Source organism: Pseudoalteromonas sp. Of7M-16, assembly GCF_022347805.1.
In the GTDB taxonomy this organism is placed as follows: domain Bacteria; phylum Pseudomonadota; class Gammaproteobacteria; order Enterobacterales; family Alteromonadaceae; genus Pseudoalteromonas; species Pseudoalteromonas luteoviolacea_F.
In genome coordinates, this window is sequence record NZ_JAKRFY010000002.1 from 367435 (window position 1) to 383277 (window position 15843).

General features: G+C 41.8%; 15 protein-coding genes and 3 tRNA genes. 12 read left to right on the plus strand and 6 right to left on the minus strand.

The genetic code is table 11. From position 1 onward, the window contains the following. Window positions 1–107: 107 nt before the first annotated feature. The 3 genes from pabB to MHN81_RS03675 all read left to right on the plus strand — a co-directional run bounded on the left by pabB (window position 108) and on the right by MHN81_RS03675 (window position 3482). Complete coding sequence (gene pabB, locus MHN81_RS03665; RefSeq protein ID WP_023402258.1) at window positions 108–1451, plus strand: aminodeoxychorismate synthase component I; 1344 nt, start codon at window positions 108–110, stop codon at window positions 1449–1451. Next, window positions 1448–2005 (plus strand): CoA pyrophosphatase, encoded by a 558-nt coding sequence (locus tag MHN81_RS03670; protein ID WP_023402259.1) that lies wholly within the window; start codon window positions 1448–1450, stop codon window positions 2003–2005. Before pabB ends, MHN81_RS03670 begins: the two co-directional genes overlap by 4 nt. A gap of 100 nt (window positions 2006–2105) precedes the next feature. Further along, window positions 2106–3482 (plus strand): L-serine ammonia-lyase, encoded by a 1377-nt coding sequence (locus tag MHN81_RS03675; protein ID WP_023402260.1) that lies wholly within the window; start codon window positions 2106–2108, stop codon window positions 3480–3482. A gap of 84 nt (window positions 3483–3566) precedes the next feature. Here the strand turns inward: MHN81_RS03675 and cysB are convergent, their stop codons facing one another. Beyond that, a complete protein-coding gene (cysB, locus tag MHN81_RS03680; RefSeq protein ID WP_023402261.1) occupies window positions 3567–4544 on the minus strand; it encodes an HTH-type transcriptional regulator CysB in 978 nt (325 codons plus the stop codon). A 279-nt stretch (window positions 4545–4823) separates the two neighbouring features. Between cysB and MHN81_RS03685 the strand changes: the two genes are divergently transcribed. Beyond that, window positions 4824–5585, plus strand: coding sequence for a hypothetical protein (locus MHN81_RS03685; protein ID WP_023402263.1), 762 nt, complete (start codon window positions 4824–4826; stop codon window positions 5583–5585). On the opposite strand, the gene MHN81_RS03690 is transcribed toward MHN81_RS03685, so the two are convergent. Next, window positions 5586–6875, minus strand: coding sequence for an NCS2 family permease (locus MHN81_RS03690; RefSeq protein ID WP_239425052.1), 1290 nt, complete (start codon window positions 6873–6875; stop codon window positions 5586–5588). It abuts the gene before it with no gap. 119 nt (window positions 6876–6994) lie between these two features. Here MHN81_RS03690 and MHN81_RS03695 point away from each other — a divergent pair, with 119 nt between their 5' ends. From MHN81_RS03695 to MHN81_RS03705, 3 genes are all read left to right on the plus strand, one after another. After that, a complete protein-coding gene (locus MHN81_RS03695; RefSeq protein ID WP_023402265.1) occupies window positions 6995–7453 on the plus strand; it encodes an SEL1-like repeat protein in 459 nt (152 codons plus the stop codon). Window positions 7454–7563: 110 nt separating this feature from the next. Continuing rightward, window positions 7564–7989 (plus strand): SulA-like leucine-rich domain-containing protein, encoded by a 426-nt coding sequence (locus MHN81_RS03700; RefSeq protein WP_023402266.1) that lies wholly within the window; start codon window positions 7564–7566, stop codon window positions 7987–7989. Between the two features lie 15 nt (window positions 7990–8004). Then, window positions 8005–8460: a YchJ family metal-binding protein gene (locus MHN81_RS03705; protein ID WP_023402267.1), complete on the plus strand. Its 456-nt coding sequence runs from the start codon at window positions 8005–8007 to the stop codon at window positions 8458–8460. A 92-nt stretch (window positions 8461–8552) separates the two neighbouring features. Here MHN81_RS03705 and MHN81_RS03710 read toward each other — a convergent pair whose 3' ends face one another. Beyond that, window positions 8553–9074, minus strand: a complete 522-nt coding sequence (locus MHN81_RS03710; protein ID WP_023402268.1) for a VC2046/SO_2500 family protein — start codon at window positions 9072–9074, stop codon at window positions 8553–8555. A gap of 112 nt (window positions 9075–9186) precedes the next feature. On the opposite strand from MHN81_RS03710, the gene MHN81_RS03715 reads away from it, so the two are divergent. From MHN81_RS03715 to MHN81_RS03725, 3 genes are all read left to right on the plus strand, one after another. Then, window positions 9187–9271, plus strand: a tRNA-Tyr gene (locus tag MHN81_RS03715). 19 nt (window positions 9272–9290) lie between these two features. Continuing rightward, window positions 9291–9375, plus strand: a tRNA-Tyr gene (locus MHN81_RS03720). A 23-nt stretch (window positions 9376–9398) separates the two neighbouring features. Then, window positions 9399–9483, plus strand: a tRNA-Tyr gene (locus tag MHN81_RS03725). 53 nt (window positions 9484–9536) lie between these two features. Here the strand turns inward: MHN81_RS03725 and MHN81_RS03730 are convergent. Next, window positions 9537–10199, minus strand: a complete 663-nt coding sequence (locus MHN81_RS03730; RefSeq protein ID WP_023402269.1) for a YgjP-like metallopeptidase domain-containing protein — start codon at window positions 10197–10199, stop codon at window positions 9537–9539. 78 nt (window positions 10200–10277) lie between these two features. Between MHN81_RS03730 and MHN81_RS03735 the strand changes: the two genes are divergently transcribed. Continuing rightward, the gene (locus tag MHN81_RS03735) at window positions 10278–11258 is read left to right on the plus strand and encodes an ion channel (RefSeq protein ID WP_023402270.1); all 981 of its coding nucleotides are present in this window, start codon (window positions 10278–10280) and stop codon (window positions 11256–11258) included. Window positions 11259–11265: 7 nt separating this feature from the next. On the opposite strand, the gene MHN81_RS03740 is transcribed toward MHN81_RS03735, so the two are convergent. Beyond that, complete coding sequence (locus tag MHN81_RS03740; protein ID WP_231105442.1) at window positions 11266–11898, minus strand: HD domain-containing protein; 633 nt, start codon at window positions 11896–11898, stop codon at window positions 11266–11268. A 95-nt stretch (window positions 11899–11993) separates the two neighbouring features. On the opposite strand from MHN81_RS03740, the gene MHN81_RS03745 reads away from it, so the two are divergent. Then, entirely contained in the window at window positions 11994–13184 is a 1191-nt protein-coding gene (locus tag MHN81_RS03745; RefSeq protein WP_239425053.1) for a class I SAM-dependent methyltransferase, read from the plus strand. Between the two features lie 38 nt (window positions 13185–13222). On the opposite strand, the gene MHN81_RS03750 is transcribed toward MHN81_RS03745, so the two are convergent. Continuing rightward, complete coding sequence (locus MHN81_RS03750; RefSeq protein WP_023402273.1) at window positions 13223–15088, minus strand: S8 family peptidase; 1866 nt, start codon at window positions 15086–15088, stop codon at window positions 13223–13225. Between the last annotated feature and the right edge of the window lie 755 nt (window positions 15089–15843).

Genomic DNA, 15843 nt, shown 5'->3' on the forward strand with positions numbered 1-15843 from the left:
TCCAGTATGAATATGGTATATGAGTTATCACTTCACTACTCTATAGATTCATTTCTAATTATGATAACCTCCTCGCCCGTTTCGGGCTAGTTTTCAGGGTCAAGTAAATGATAAATGCACAGAATAATTGCATTGCCGTTGACATTTCACTCTCAACCGTTGAAGTTTTTGAACAAATTGCAACTCAACATCACGCTATTCTTTTAGATTCTAGTGACGCAGCGCACGAGAATAGTCGATTTGACATTATTAGCTTTGCGCCAGTACATGTACTAGAAGCTAAAAACGGGACTGTTTATATAGATGGTGTCGAACAACAACAGAGTGTATTTGAAATACTACAACATCATTTAGATGCTCTTTGTCCACAACGCATTCATGCACTGCCCTTTTGCGGCGGATGGCTTGGCTATTTTGGTTACGATTTAGGCCGGTACATAGAATCATTACCCGCGCATGCCAATTCAGATATTTCGCTTCCCGACATGTCTGCTGGCCTCTATCTTGACGCCCTGATTTACGACAATAAACAGGCGCAATGGTTTTATGTATCTCAGCCAGAGGTGAATCGTCTTGAACATTATATGACCTTAATTGCGGACAATGCCGAGCAACATCACTTTGAATTGTGTAGCGATTGGCAATCTAATATGACCAAGCAGGAATATCAAAATAAGTTTCAGCGCATTCAAGACTACCTACTAAGCGGTGATTGTTATCAAATTAACCTAGCGCAGAGGTTCAGTGCGCAGTTTCGAGGCTCTCCATGGGCAGCCTATAAAAAATTAAGACAACACAATCAGGCGCCATTTTCTGCTTATTTCAATTTAGGTAATGATGCAGCAATCGTTTCTGTATCTCCGGAGAGGTTTATCTCTGTACGCCAAAGGAAAGTTGAAACAAAACCAATAAAAGGGACATTGCCTCGCTTGCCTGACCAACAAGCTGACATTGAACAGGCGCTCAAATTAAAAAATAGCAGTAAAGATCGTGCTGAAAACGTTATGATCGTTGACTTACTTCGCAATGACTTAGGTAAAGTTGCCAAGCCAGGTTCCGTCAGCGTGCCTAAATTATTCGACATAGAAAGCTTCCCAGCTGTTCACCATCTTGTCAGCACTGTAACTTGTGAACTCGCAGAAGGTAAAAAGGCGGTGGACCAATTACACGCTGCGTTTCCTGGCGGCTCGATCACAGGAGCTCCGAAAATTAGAGCGATGGAGATAATAGAAGAACTTGAACCTCATCGCAGAAGTGCGTACTGTGGTTCTATAGGCTACCTAAGCGCCTGTGGTGATATGGATACTTCAATTACAATTCGCACATTGGTATGTGAGAAGCAAACAATCCATTGCTGGGCAGGAGGTGGGATTGTCGCCGATTCTGAGCTAGAAGCTGAGTATCAAGAAACTTATCACAAGGTCAATAAAATTTTACCAATACTGCAATGAAACTCGACCATTTAATTAGTAGCTTTAGACTGTCACCTTTTGCAACCTCCTGTACAACATTACAGGGAGTTCAAAGTGCCGTTTTGGTGCCGCTAGTTGAAGTAGAAGGCTGTGCGCACATCTTGCTTTGTAAACGCAACGCCAGCCTAAGAGCACACCCAAGCCAAATTTGTTTTCCTGGCGGAAAAGTAGAGCAGCATGATAGCTCAGTTGAAGATACAGCCCTAAGAGAAACCTTCGAGGAAATTAACCTTGATAGAGAGCAAGTCACAACGCTTGGACAGCTGCCAACGCATAGCTCCTTGAGCGGATTTCATATTACTCCGGTCGTAGCTCTAGTACAAAACTCCGCCACGTGGCAACAAACAAGTAGTGAAGTCGACAGCGTATTTACGGTTTCTTTAAGCGCTTTAATGGACCCTAAACAATGGCGGAGCTACCCTTGCCAAATCCGTGGCAACACCATAAATATCAATGGATTCATGACATCGCATGGTCTTTTATGGGGGGCCACAGCAAGCATAATAAAAAAATTAACCAAGTCGCTTTCATAAACTCATTACAATTGTCAAATTTCCGTTCAATAACGGGTTACTTCTGCAATAATTAACGTTATTATGTGCGCCCGTTCAGAGGCAATGATGAGTAAATTTTATGATTAGTGCATTCGATATGTTTAGCATCGGTATTGGGCCATCGTCTTCCCATACTGTTGGTCCAATGCGCGCTTCGCGTCTTTTTGTCAAAGATCTACAAAATAGTAAATTAATTGACGACGTCACTTCTGTCAAAGTCGAATTATTTGGCTCCCTTGGTCAAACAGGGATCGGCCATGGTTCAGGTAAAGCTGTCATATTAGGCCTTGCTGGCCATGATCCCGAAACCATCGACGCAGATCTTGTTCCAGAAATACTCGAAAAAATTGAGCAAGAGCAAGTAATCTATCTTGATCAAAAACATAAAGCTGATTTCCCAAAGCAAGGCGCTGTTGTATTTCACCGTCGAAAAACACTGCCGAAGCATTCAAATGCCATGGAAATCCAAGCATATAAAGGTGAGACACTTTTACATAGCCAGATCTACTATTCAATTGGCGGTGGGTTCATTGTCACGGATCAAGATTTTGAAGCAGAAAAGCAAGCTGCACTTGATGTGCGAGAACAAAACCCAGCGCCCTATTTATTTGATACAGCTGAGGAGCTTTTAAACATCTGTAAGGAAACTGGGCTAAGTGTTTCTGCATTAATGATGGCTAATGAAAAAACTCTTCGCAGTGAAAGTGAAATAAAACAAGAGCTGTTCAATATTTGGCAAGTGATGAAAGCGTGTACAGAGAGGGGAATGCGTACCGAAGGGATCCTTCCTGGTGGATTAAAAGTAAAACGCCGAGCACCGAGCCTATATCTTAAACTCAATGTAGAAAACAGCAACGATCCGCTTCGAGCAATGGACTGGGTTGATTTATTTGCCCTTGCCGTAAATGAAGAGAACGCAGCTGGAGGACGAGTCGTCACCGCACCGACTAACGGTGCCGCCGGTATATTACCAGCCGTATTGATGTATTATCACACCTTCATCAAAGAAGTTGATATCGAAATTGCAACACGTTACTTACTGACAGCCGCAGCCATTGGCATCCTCTATAAAAAGAATGCTTCTATCTCGGGAGCAGAGGTTGGTTGCCAAGGTGAAGTTGGTGTCGCCTGCTCAATGGCCGCTGGTGCATTGACTGAAATCATGGGTGGCAATGTCGTTCATGTCGAAAACGCAGCTGAAATTGGTATGGAACACAACCTAGGCTTAACCTGTGACCCTGTTGGGGGATTAGTACAAGTGCCGTGTATTGAACGAAATGCTATGGGTGCAGTCAAAGCCATCAATGCCTCAAGGCTTGCTCTTCGAGGTACAGGAGAGCAAAAGGTCTCTTTGGACAAGGTCATCAAAACCATGCTAGACACAGGTAACGATATGAAGACCAAATATAAAGAAACTGCACGTGGCGGTCTTGCCGTAAATATTATTGAGTGCTAAAACAAAAAAACCCAACGCAAGTTGGGTTTTTATATTAAAGCCGCAAAGAGAAAGTCTACAAGTAGACTTTTCAAAACGCGGCTTTTATTTTACCGGTAAAGTGACTTTAGCGAACAATGCATCTACATCATCTTGATTACGCATAAGGCTGGCTTTTTCAACCACATCTTTCGTCAAATGCGGCGCAAAACGCTCTATAAAGTCATACATGTAGCCTCTTAAAAAACTACCTTTTCTAAAGCCAATTTTTGTCGTGCTCGCTTCAAACAGATGGCTGGCATCAATACAGACCAAGTCTTTATCTGCAATATCGTCAACAGCCATGGTTGCCAATACGCCTACGCCCAACCCAAGTCTCACATATGTCTTAATCACATCAGCATCAGTTGCTGTAAATACAATGTGTGGCTCAAGACCATGCGCATTAAATGCTTTATCTAGTTCAGAGCGACCAGTAAAACCAAATACATAGGTTATGAGTGGGTATTTTGCTACGTCTTGTACAGTAATATTCTTGCCAAGCTGCGCTAGCGGGTGGTCTTTCGTTACCACAATGCTTCTATTCCAGTGATAACATGGCAACATGATCAAATCACCGTATAAATGGAGCGCCTCTGTTGCAATTGCAAAGTCCGCGTCACCTCTCGCAGCCGCATCTGATATTTGCTGCGGAGTACCTTGATGCATGTGTAAAGAAACAGCCGGATACTTTTGCATAAACCCTTGAATAACAGGAGGTAAAGCATATCTTGCTTGGGTATGTGTCGTTGCAATGTTTAATTTACCTTGATCAGGCAAAGTGTGTTCATTTGCAACCGCTTTGATACCTTCAACTTTTGACAAAATTTCTCTGGCAATATTGATGATCTCATTACCAGCACTGGTTACATGTGTAAGGTGCTTACCACTACGGCCAAAGATCTGCACACCCAATTCATCTTCTAGCATACGTACTTGTTTTGAAATACCTGGCTGAGAAGTGTAAAGACTTTCAGCAGTAGCAGATACATTCAAATTATGATTAAGTACTTCAACTATGTATTTCAATTGTTGTAATTTCATAACATTGTTTATTTTTTTAGTTGTTATCCAATAAGTGACTTGGTTTACGCGGAACGCCGAGTCGGATCTTTTGTAAGACTAGCATAGTTATTGGTAGCCTGATAGTAATTGTAACAATTACGCAATCATATAAGAAAAACGAATTAGAAACGTCTATACTGAAAAATGGTGTATTCAAATTCATTTACATACACCTTGTTATTAAAACTATCCAATATACAATTGTTTGATGTAATATAAAAAATTATCGCCTTGGGTAGTTTTCGTAGAGATTCGGGTATGTTTGTTTACATAATAATATTGTTGATTGTTGCTTTGGTTGTGATAGCTGTATGGATTAGTGCAATACAGCAACACAAAGAGAAACAAGAAGCAGAAAGACGCAAAGAACTAGCAAAACAAAAGCGGATAATAGAAGAGTCCGAAGATGTTCTCGTGAATAGCACAAATATCCCTATGTCTGGGGACATGCTTAGGGTGATTCAAAAACGTGTTCATGATGCGTTAGCCATGATGGTAGAACTCACCCCCACATCAAGAGAGCTTAAAAACCGACTGCACGAATCTCAAGAACGCATGAGTATGGAACCTGCTAACCTCACTGACAGTGATAAAGTCTCATTGCCCGACAACGACAAACAGCTGATTGCGCTGGTGCAAGGCATCAAAAAACTTCGCCAACTTTTACGCTCTGAACACAGTAAAGGGAAAGTAGATACTCAAGTCTTTGTAAAAGAAGACCGTCGTTTAGAGAAGATCCAACTACGCATTAACGTTGAAAGCCAGATCAAACGAGGCCTATCTGCAAAAACAGCCAATATGGTTGGCTCAGCCAGACAGTACTTTGAAAAAGCCTATGCGACCATAATGGCTGTGACCTATAGCGACGAATATGTAACTGAGAAAAAGAACCAGCTAGAGACCTACCTCAACGAAATTAGTGTTGAACTAAAGGCTTCGAATGCTTCTGCGGTTAAGAAAAAAGCAGAAAAAGAAAAGGACGATTTAGACGTCCTTTTCGCTCCGAAAAAGAAATGGTGATCAACTAAGCGCAAATTTGACGATAAATAACACAGTCAGAACCCACACACTGATGGATATATCGTCTTTTTTGTTGCAAGCCAGCTTTACCGCAGTGTAAGCAATAAAACCCAATGCTATCCCATGTGCAATTGAGAATGTTAGCGGCGTCATCAACAAAACAACGCTAACAGGGATCGCGTCTGTCATATCGTCCCAGTTCACCAGCTTCAGGTTTTGCAACATCAAAACTGCGACATACAAAATTGCACCAGCAGTTGCATATGCAGGCACCATTTTTGCCAAAGGTGCAAAAAACATCATAAGTAAAAAGCAAAAGCCCACAACCACAGCTGTGAGCCCCGTGCGTCCGCCAACAGAAACACCAGATACAGACTCGATATAAGAAGTCGTCGTAGATGTCCCTAAAAACGAACCTGCGACTGTCGCAGTGCTGTCTGCAGATAAAGCGCGCCCTAATCTCGGCATATTTCCTTTTTCATCTGCAATGCCCGCTTTTTGAGTTACTGCGACCAAAGTACCGCTAGTATCAAACAGGTCAACAAATAAGAAAGCAAATACCACGCTCAGCATAGTAATTTCTAATGCGCCGGCAATATCTAATTGGCCTAACGTAGGCGCAATGCTCGGTGGTGCAGAAACAATGCCTTGGTACTCAACTAAACCTGCCGCCCAAGCGACAACCGTGACTAATAAAATACTGATCAATACACCACTTTTCCACTCTCTATACATTAGTGCAGTAATCACAAAAAGGCTGAAAATGGCCAACAATGGACCGGGACTGGTAATATCGCCAAGTTGCACAAAAGTGGCTGGGCTTGAAACAATAATTTCAGCATTCTTTAATGCGATCAAAGCCAAAAACGCCCCAATCCCAGTTGCTATCGCACGCTTGAGTACAACTGGAATTGCCTGAATTACCCACTCTCTAATTTTGAAAATACTTAGTAGTAAAAACAGGCACCCAGATAAGAAGACCGCCCCCAAGGCAGTTTGCCAGCTATGCCCCATACCTAAAACAACACCATACGTAAAAAATGCGTTTAACCCCATACCAGGTGCCAAAGCCAATGGGTAATTTGCAAAGAAGCCCATAATAAAACAGCCAATTGCAGCGGCTAAACAAGTGGCAACGAACGCTGCACCATGATCAATCCCGGCTTCAGCCAACATGGCCGGGTTAACAAATACAATATAAACCATGGTAATAAATGTAGTGAGCCCTGCCACGACCTCCGTTTTTACATTGGTCTGTAGCGCTTTGAGAGAAAATAGTTTTTCTAGCATGTCTTTGTATTTTAAATAGAAACGAGGGAGGCGATTTTACCATATTTCCTCGTCATTAACGGACAAATAAACTAAAAATCAGCTACAATGAAAACTAAGTTGTAATAAGTGAAGAGAGTATGAAAAGTAATCAATCTACAAAAGCTTATGGCGGAGACCTCGAGCAGCAACTATTCAATGTACTCGAATTTGTCACCCAAGAACCAGACCCCAAACACAGCTGGCCAAAGGCACAAGATCCAGAACAAGCTTATAAAAAAGGCCTTTATTACATCAAAGAAAAGCAGTATCCGCTTGCCGCTAAGTGGATGAGATTGGCAGCGATGTCTGGTGATAACAAAGCACAATTTTATTTGGGCTTGTTATTTATAAAAGGCCAAGGCGTGCCTAAAAGTGTTTTTCACGGTGTCGCTTGGTTAAGCTTAGCGCAGAGTCAAGGCAATAGCGCGGCATTAAGTACTCTCAATGAAGTCCGCCCTCACCTGACAACAAAACGTTATATAGATGCACAGTGCTATGCTGCTACTTTATTTGAACAAATCCATCAGCAAATGCATTTTGGGGCAAGCCCAGAGTAGCTTCAGGTATTAACAAGTCGAAGTGAACAAAAAAACACCAAATAAAACTTGATTAAAACCACTGTATGAAATACTGTATACATACTGTATAAAGAATCAGTGGTCTAATCATGTTACCAATCACACCCAATGTAAAAACGCAATCGAGCAGCATTAGTCATGCCAGTAGTTTGAATATCTTGGATGCATACGATGAAACAACCACCAGTAATGAACTTTTAAAAATCTTATATCGTTGCAATTCAAAAGCCGGCTGGACACTTTTGATAGCACCAGATCAGGTTTTCAGTAAATCTATGTTAGATGGCTACAATATTGATGTTAATAAGCTACTAGTGCTTAAGCAAAAGGATCTGATAAACTTAGAGCACACACTGGATAGCGCTTTGTCCAATGGTAATTTTGCAGCTGTCATCACTTGGCCTGGTATTTTAACGAAAAAGCAAATTGAATATCGTAGCCTAAATCACTCTAAAACAGCACTGTACTGCTTTAAAGACTTTGCTCAATTGCCACTATCAAAGCTCACACACTAACTATATAGGTCATTTATGTGTTTTTGTGGTAACACACAAGCCTTTGAGCAATGCTGCAAGCCATTTATTAAAGGACAGTCTATTCCTCACCAATCTGAACAGCTAATGCGCTCTCGTTATAGTGCATACTGTACAAAGGAATGTGAGTATATTTTAAATACGTATGCATCAAAAACACGCAGCGAGCACACAGTCGAAGATATACTCATGTTCGCTCAGCAAGTTAAGTTTGTTCATTTGGATGTTATTGAAACTGATCAAGATGACCAATATCAATATGTAGAATTCAAAGCAGCGTATTTAGAAGGGGTGCAGCTGAGCGTGTTGCACGAACGCTCCAGATTTGTAAAAGAGAATGGCGCATGGCTATATCTTGACGGCGCTCTTTACCCTGAAGAAAGTAAAAAAGTAAGCCGAAACGATCCTTGTCCCTGCTTAAGTGGGAAAAAGTTCAAGAAATGTCACGGATAACCTGCATTCAGCCTGAAGTGGCGTTACCTCACCAATGCCACTTTCGAGATTTAATCAGCACTCCCTATCTTATCAGAATCATAATAAAGCGATTATACAGCCACATTTAATTGAGACTGCATTTCTCCACTGGCCAACTGATCATAAAACCCGGCAGCATCTATTTCTCTTTCTTTAACCTCAATTTCAGGATGCTTTTGTTTATATAGTTTTGCTTTCACTGCCGGCTCTAGGTTTTCCATGACGTTTAAAGGGATATGCGTTTTATCATCACGAATATGAAATGGTTCAGGGTCAAGGCACTCATTTAGCTTGATGTCTTCTAACCCACCATCCTTCACAAAATAACGGTTGTATTGTCCGATTAAAAAATCAAACTCTTCAGGTGCCAATGGCTGCTTCGGGCCTACTTGTAACTCTTTTCGCAATGCCTCTTCAGACTTATCAGCTTCGTCAACAGCACTTCGTGGTAAGTCAAACTGGCTAAAATCCAATGCATCTTGTGATAATGCACTTAATAGCAGAGCAAAATCGCTTCTACGCGATTCATGGACACTCAAACTCAACGCATTGCCTAATTGCGCTTCTTTGAGTAACAATTGTTCTATCTGCATGGATTTTCGCCAAAATTTTCAAAGTCTGAAAATTTATCGGCATTTTTTGAAAAAACTTTAGGACATTTCTTTACTTCGCCAAAAACTTTGTTATTATCAGCGCCGTTGTTGAGGAGGGGTTCCCGAGCGGCCAAAGGGATCAGACTGTAAATCTGACGGCTCAGCCTTCGCTGGTTCGAATCCAGCTCCCTCCACCATCAACGACAAAGTACAATTGGAGGGGTTCCCGAGCGGCCAAAGGGATCAGACTGTAAATCTGACGGCTCAGCCTTCGCTGGTTCGAATCCAGCTCCCTCCACCACTTTGTACTTGAAAATCTGTTATGGAGGGGTTCCCGAGCGGCCAAAGGGATCAGACTGTAAATCTGACGGCTCAGCCTTCGCTGGTTCGAATCCAGCTCCCTCCACCACTTCCTTTTTATCTTAATTTAATTTCTTTACATCTTCATTTCATTTTTAGTATCTACAGGATAATCTTCATTTCCTGCTTCAAATATGCCTTTGCTTTTTCAAATTCAGGATTATAACGCCCTACAATACGCCAGAATGCCTGATTGTGCGCCATGACATGATAATGCGCGAGCTCATGCACTATCACATAATCAATAACCCATTTAGGTGCACTCAATAAAGCACTGTTGAAAGCTAATACACCTTTACTAGAAAGGCTGCCCCACCGCCGTTTATAAAAGCGTACTTTTAGGGTTTTATATTCCGACCCCATCAAAGCCTGATAGTAAGGTAATCTTGCATGTAAATAGGCTTCAAGTTCAACCTTAAACAAATCATATATTTCTCCAATGTGGTTATCTCTGTGCTGTTGCATTGAAGATTCTATATAGATGCAATGGTATTGGTGATCAATATAGCCAGACGAATGCCCATAACAAACCGTGTAGTGCTCTCCATAGATTGCCACTTTTTCTATTGGTGTTTGCTTACATGGTAAAGAATCTGCTACCAAACGCTGTTTTTGAGCAACCCAGCTTTGCTTTGAGCTCAGCCAACCCTGTAACCAGTTTTCACAAATCCCCTCAGGCGCATAAACGACAACTCCGTCCGGTTTTACTTTAATTGCAACTGTCTTTCTTCGTCGACTGAGCTTAAGTTGGTAATTGAAATTCATAGTAAATTTATTGCTTTTTCATCTATCAATCTAATTTGCTGCTAACCTTTATACTTATTACGGAAAAAACAGGCTGCCATGAACAATAAACCTAAATGTCAGTATACATCTCCTGATGGACACAAGTGTCAAGAAATAGACATGGGCTCTGGATATTGTTTTTGGCACGATGCCAAATTCGACAAAAGTGGATTAGAGCTATCTCACAAACTCGAACGTTATGCCAAAAAAGGGGGGTTACTGCAAGGGCTTGAGCTGAAAAGAGCTAATTTGGAAGGACTAAACCTCGTTAAGTTCAATGATCACAACGGCTATGACCTATCGTATAGCAACTTTTATAGAGCGAACTTACACGGTGCTCACCTCTTTAACAGTACAATTCAAAATGCATCTTTAATGAAAGCGGACTTAAGGGATGCGAACCTACACTGTTGCAAGTTAGAAAACACCAATATTCTTGGAGTGAAATTGAATGCAACTAGAATTGATAACCTCGTATTGGGCGACAAGCTCTTACAAGAAAAACAAGCCATTGAGGCAACCAAACAAAAAAATATAGAGGAAGCGCAAGATTTATATTTACAAAGCGAAGAGATATACAGATTACTAAGAAAAGGTGCTGAACAGCAGGGTTTGTTTGAGATGGCAGGAAAGTATACTTATAGCGAGTTGCGCATGCGCCATGCACAATACCCAACCTATTCAAAAAAGCGCTTAGTATCGAGCTTTATCGACATGTTATGCGGATATGGGGAAAAACCAGAAAATGTAATTCGCTTTAGCTTAGGTATGATTTTATTGTGTGCTCTTTGTTATTTTATGCTGGGTATTAATTACAACGGCGAAATTATTCAATTTTCGACCAATGCGCCCCTCAAACAAAACCTTCATTCAATGCTGAATTGCTTCTATTTTAGCGTTGTTACATTTACTACCTTAGGGTATGGGGATATCACACCGGTTGGTATTACTCGCCTAATAGCGACCATAGAAGCTTTTATTGGCAGCTTTTCATTGGCGCTATTCGTCGTTGTATTCGTTAAAAGAATGACTAGGTAGCTTCTACCTAGTCATTCGAAATTTCACGCCCTAACTCCCTCAAGAACAGTTGCATAAACTCTGTGCGCCTCTGGGCTTCTTTTTTTGCCGCCTCAGTATGCATCTGCGACTCAATGTGCAGCAACTTCACAAAGAAATGATCAATAGTATAACTTTTATCATCTGGCTCTCTTTTCTCACAAAACGGGTCTTCGGTATGATATAGGTGTCTAGCTATTGCGCCGCCGACTTTCATACAACGGCTCACACCTATTGCCCCTAATGCATCCATTCTGTCAGCATCTTGTACGATTTGTGCTTCGAGTGTCGTTGGCGACACGTTCGCACTGAAACTGTGTGCAACGATTGCGTGATATATTCCTTCTAATTTGTCTTCAGGGTAGCCGATTTCAATCAAAAACCGTTCTGCTTTGTCGGCAGCCATTTTTGACGCAAATGCTCGATCTGGGTGATTTTTTGCAACAGCGACACAGTCATGTAACCAAGCTGCTGGTATTACAACCTCTAGGTCGGCCCCCTCTTCTATCGCTAACTGTTTTGCAGTTTTCACAACCCTCTGTATATGCGAAAGGTCATGTGCCGTGTCAGCAAAGGGTGTATCAAGCATAAATTCCTTAAATGCTGCTTCAAACTTATTCATATTTTCCATCATTTTTACTTAAACCTTCTGCTTCACATTGTATGTTGGAACCCCCTTCACTAAAATGACAGGATTCTACTTAGTAAGGAATTTATATGTCTTGCGCGCTGTATTTACAACCCGGCCGAGAAAAATCTCTTAAAAGAAAACACCCATGGATATTCTCCAAAGCAATTAAAAAGATCAAAGGTAAACCCGGACTTGGAGATATCGTAAAAATCTACAGTCACGATGGGCAATACTTGGCTACCGCAGCATATAGTCCAAACTCTCAGATCCGCGCACGGATCTGGAGTTTCGATGAAAGCGAACAAATTGACCAAGCATTTTTTAAACGCCGCTTAGCACGTGCATTAGTAGTAAGAGACTATGCAATATCAGAAGGAGGTCTGACCGGCTTTAGGCTGAGCGCAGCTGAATCTGATGGACTACCCGGTATTACTATTGATAAGTTTGACAATTATTTGGTATGTCAGCTTCTGAGTGCGGGTGCCGAAAGGCATAAAGGTGAAATTGTTGCAGCTTTACGTGAACTATTTCCCGATTGTCATGTCTATGAACGCTCCGACGTAGATGTACGGAAAAAAGAAGGTCTTGAGAAGATCACAGGTGTGTTGCACGGAGATGCGCCACACGCACCTGTGCTGATTGAAGAAAACGGCCTTAAGTTGGAAGTCGATATTATCGGTGGGCATAAAACAGGTTTTTATCTCGACCAACGTGACAGCCGCGCTGCACTAGAACGTTTCTCCAAAGGTAAAAGTGTACTGAATTGTTTTTGTTATACCGGTACGTTTAGCCTTTACGCACTCAGAGGTGGCTGTGATGAAGTAATTAATGTCGATGTATCGCAACCAGCACTAGACACTGCCAGAAGAAATGTAGAGCATAACAATCTAGATCTCAGTAAAGTAGATTTTGTCAAAAAAGATGTCTTTAAATTGCTCAGAGAGTACCGAGATGAAGGCAGGCAGTTTGATACCATCGTTATGGATCCACCGAAGTTTGCAGAAAGTAAAGCACAGCTTACGGGTGCATGTAGAGGGTACAAAGATATCAATATGCTTGCTATGCAGCTATTAAAACCCGGTGGTACATTATTAACCTTCTCATGCTCAGGCCTAATGGACCAAAACCTATTTCAAAAAGTCGTTGCAGATGCAGCACTTGATGCTGGTAAAGACCTAATGATAATGGAAAGGCTCAACCAAGCTGCCGACCACCCCATCGCGGGGTTTTATCCAGAAGGTTTCTACCTTAAAGGGCTTATTTGTAAAGTCTATTAAATAAAAAGGGAGCCAGTGGCTCCCTTTTTATTTCAATATTAGTAACTGCCCGTCAATGTGACACCTGAGTAAGCATTGTACCCGCGTAACATGATGTGATACGTCGCGTCTCCTCCAGTGTTTGTTAGGCTGCACGTTTCAGCATTGCCATTACGGTATGGTCTGCAATCATAGGTGCTTGTTGTTGGTGCAGCGCCTTTTCTCACATATAGGTCAGCATCACCTGAACCACCTGATATTTGAACATTAACAGTCGCATTAGCTGGCACGTCAATCGTATATGCAACCTCACTACCAGAAGCACCAGACAAGTTAGTCACAGGTACACCATTGCTCAAACAGTTGTTACCACAACCGCCACCATCTCCAGCTGTGCTTGCGACTAAGCTAGCACCGGAGTATGCACTGTAGCCGTGTAGCATGATATACCAGTCGCCTGCAACAGGGTTATTAAAGGTACAAACTTCTTCATTACCACTTTTGTAAGGACGACAAGAGTAACTGCTTTGAGTCGGCTGTTGACCTTGTTGGACATAAAGATCTGCGTCACCTGTACCACCAGAGAGTTTCACTGTTAACGTGGTTTTGCCCGCAGGTACTTTGAATAAATAATTTGATTCTTCACCGTTAGCTCCACTTGCATTTACTGCAACACCATCATCAAGCTCAGGTAACGGCGGTGGTGGAGGTGGTGGCGTTGAGTCTGCTAGCGAGAATAGTAATTCATTTGGAGAACCACTCTTCGCATCACTGACCTTATTTTTAGAGCTACGAGAACTGAGTAAAGAGTCGATCTGGCTAGGTGTCAGTGATGGATTTTCATCTAGGTATAGAGCAACAACACCAGCTACATGCGGTGCAGCCATTGACGTGCCGCTGATTGTGTTTGTTGCTGAATCTGAATTATACCAAGCTGACTTAATGCTAGAACCAGGTGCATAGATATCTAGACAATTACCGTAGTTCGAGAAGCTTGAGCGAGCATCAGAGCTAGTTGTAGAGCCCACAGTTACAGCATCTGCTGCACGTGCTGGCGAATAGTTACATGCACTGCTGTTATCATTACCAGCGGCAACCACGAAAGTCACACCAGACGCCACCGCTGCATTTACAGCATCATCAACAGCCTGAGATACACCACCACCTAAACTCATATTTGCGACAGATGGACCACTTGCATTGTTCTTAACCCAGTCAATGCCAGAGATCACCCCTGAATATGAACCAGAACCATTACATCCTAAAACACGCACACCTACTACGTTAACGTTTTTAGCTACACCATAAGCACCACCGCCAATCGTCCCAGCAACGTGAGTACCGTGGCCATTACAGTCACTAGAGTCTGCGTCATTATCAACAAAGTCATAACCATGGCTTGCGCGGCCACCAAACTCTGCGTGTGTGATACGAACGCCCGTATCGATTACATATGCCGTTACACCGCTACCATCAAAGTCATAGTGATAGTTGCTGTTTAGAGGCAAGTCTCTTTGATCGACTCTATCTAAGCCCCAGATTGCATTGCCTTGATCTGCGCTAGCATCAACCATTGGAGTAACAGTTACAATTTGGTCTTGCTCAATGTAGTCAATACTCGGATTGCTTAGTAGTTCTTGTACTTTCTGTTTTGAAGCTGTAACTACAACACCATTTAAAACACCATCAAAATGCTGAGTGACCTGCACATTATGCTGAGTGCTCAAAGCTTGAGCTTGACTCGCTGCATAGTTAGAAATGGCAGCACTACTCGAAGCATTCATAACGGCCGGCGTTTTAAAGACCACAATATACTGATCTTCAATTGCACTGTTTTGGTCAACAGACATCAGCTCAGCTTGTGCTAAGCAGCTGCCTGAAAGACCCGCCAAGACCGCAAATGCTAGTGTGTTTAATTTACGCATACTTGTTCCTTTATTATGTCATTTGGTTAATTTCCAATCAAAATGTAGCGCAAATGTAGAATTAATAAACAATTTATTTAACTTAAATTTAACCAAAAACCCTTCTTTTTGTAAGCTAAAATTTACAACAGCAAGTTTTATTCATTAATATCAATTCTTAAACAAACTTAATTCAAGTTGAGTGATTGCAATAGTTAAACCTTATACCCGGAAAGGAAAAAACCTTATTTTAAGTATTTTTTTCAATCATTTATACGAAAATAAAGTAAGCATCTTACAACCACTCTACATTTAAAAGTTAATAGCAATAGTGCGCTAAACCGTTAACAACTCAAGGTTAGATAGTTTTCAAATAAAATCAGAGTGATTTTATTTCACTTTCTCTCACCTCCTAATTGGACGACTTATTCTAGTTGTTACAAATTAGCGACCCTCATACACTTGGAGTATTACAATAAGCATTGCAAATATCTCTTAATCGTACACATAGGAACAAAAAGCTATCGACTACTATCCGGTTCTTGTAGTGAAAATTGTAACGACAGCGAACGCAGTGAGCACGGTTCTTTTGCGCAAGGTGAATATCGTGCAAAATGTAACGTCTGCGAGCGAAGTGAGTGCGTTCAGTTTGCGCAAGGTGAAATGAGCTGTTTTGATAGTTGCTAAGGCTACCACCTCTAACACCTAGCTAATATCGAATGCATGGATCCTGAAGCGAGTTCAGGATGACATCGTGCAAAAGGCTACCGACAGCG

Excerpts from the sequence above, each read along its gene's own strand:
- MHN81_RS03745 (WP_239425053.1), top strand. The coding sequence starts at position 11,994 with ATGTCTTGCGCGCTGTATTTACAACCCGGCCGAGAAAAATCTCTTAAA.
- MHN81_RS03700 (WP_023402266.1), top strand. The coding sequence starts at position 7,564 with ATGTTACCAATCACACCCAATGTAAAAACGCAATCGAGCAGCATTAGT.
- MHN81_RS03690 (WP_239425052.1), bottom strand. The coding sequence starts at position 6,875 with ATGCTAGAAAAACTATTTTCTCTCAAAGCGCTACAGACCAATGTAAAA.
- MHN81_RS03730 (WP_023402269.1), bottom strand. The coding sequence starts at position 10,199 with ATGAATTTCAATTACCAACTTAAGCTCAGTCGACGAAGAAAGACAGTT.
- MHN81_RS03750 (WP_023402273.1), bottom strand. The coding sequence starts at position 15,088 with ATGCGTAAATTAAACACACTAGCATTTGCGGTCTTGGCGGGTCTTTCA.
- pabB (WP_023402258.1), top strand. The coding sequence starts at position 108 with ATGATAAATGCACAGAATAATTGCATTGCCGTTGACATTTCACTCTCA.
- MHN81_RS03705 (WP_023402267.1), top strand. The coding sequence starts at position 8,005 with ATGTGTTTTTGTGGTAACACACAAGCCTTTGAGCAATGCTGCAAGCCA.
- MHN81_RS03685 (WP_023402263.1), top strand. The coding sequence starts at position 4,824 with ATGTTTGTTTACATAATAATATTGTTGATTGTTGCTTTGGTTGTGATA.
- MHN81_RS03675 (WP_023402260.1), top strand. The coding sequence starts at position 2,106 with ATGATTAGTGCATTCGATATGTTTAGCATCGGTATTGGGCCATCGTCT.
- cysB (WP_023402261.1), bottom strand. The coding sequence starts at position 4,544 with ATGAAATTACAACAATTGAAATACATAGTTGAAGTACTTAATCATAAT.
- MHN81_RS03740 (WP_231105442.1), bottom strand. The coding sequence starts at position 11,898 with ATGAATAAGTTTGAAGCAGCATTTAAGGAATTTATGCTTGATACACCC.
- MHN81_RS03695 (WP_023402265.1), top strand. The coding sequence starts at position 6,995 with ATGAAAAGTAATCAATCTACAAAAGCTTATGGCGGAGACCTCGAGCAG.
- MHN81_RS03735 (WP_023402270.1), top strand. The coding sequence starts at position 10,278 with ATGAACAATAAACCTAAATGTCAGTATACATCTCCTGATGGACACAAG.
- MHN81_RS03710 (WP_023402268.1), bottom strand. The coding sequence starts at position 9,074 with ATGCAGATAGAACAATTGTTACTCAAAGAAGCGCAATTAGGCAATGCG.
- MHN81_RS03670 (WP_023402259.1), top strand. The coding sequence starts at position 1,448 with ATGAAACTCGACCATTTAATTAGTAGCTTTAGACTGTCACCTTTTGCA.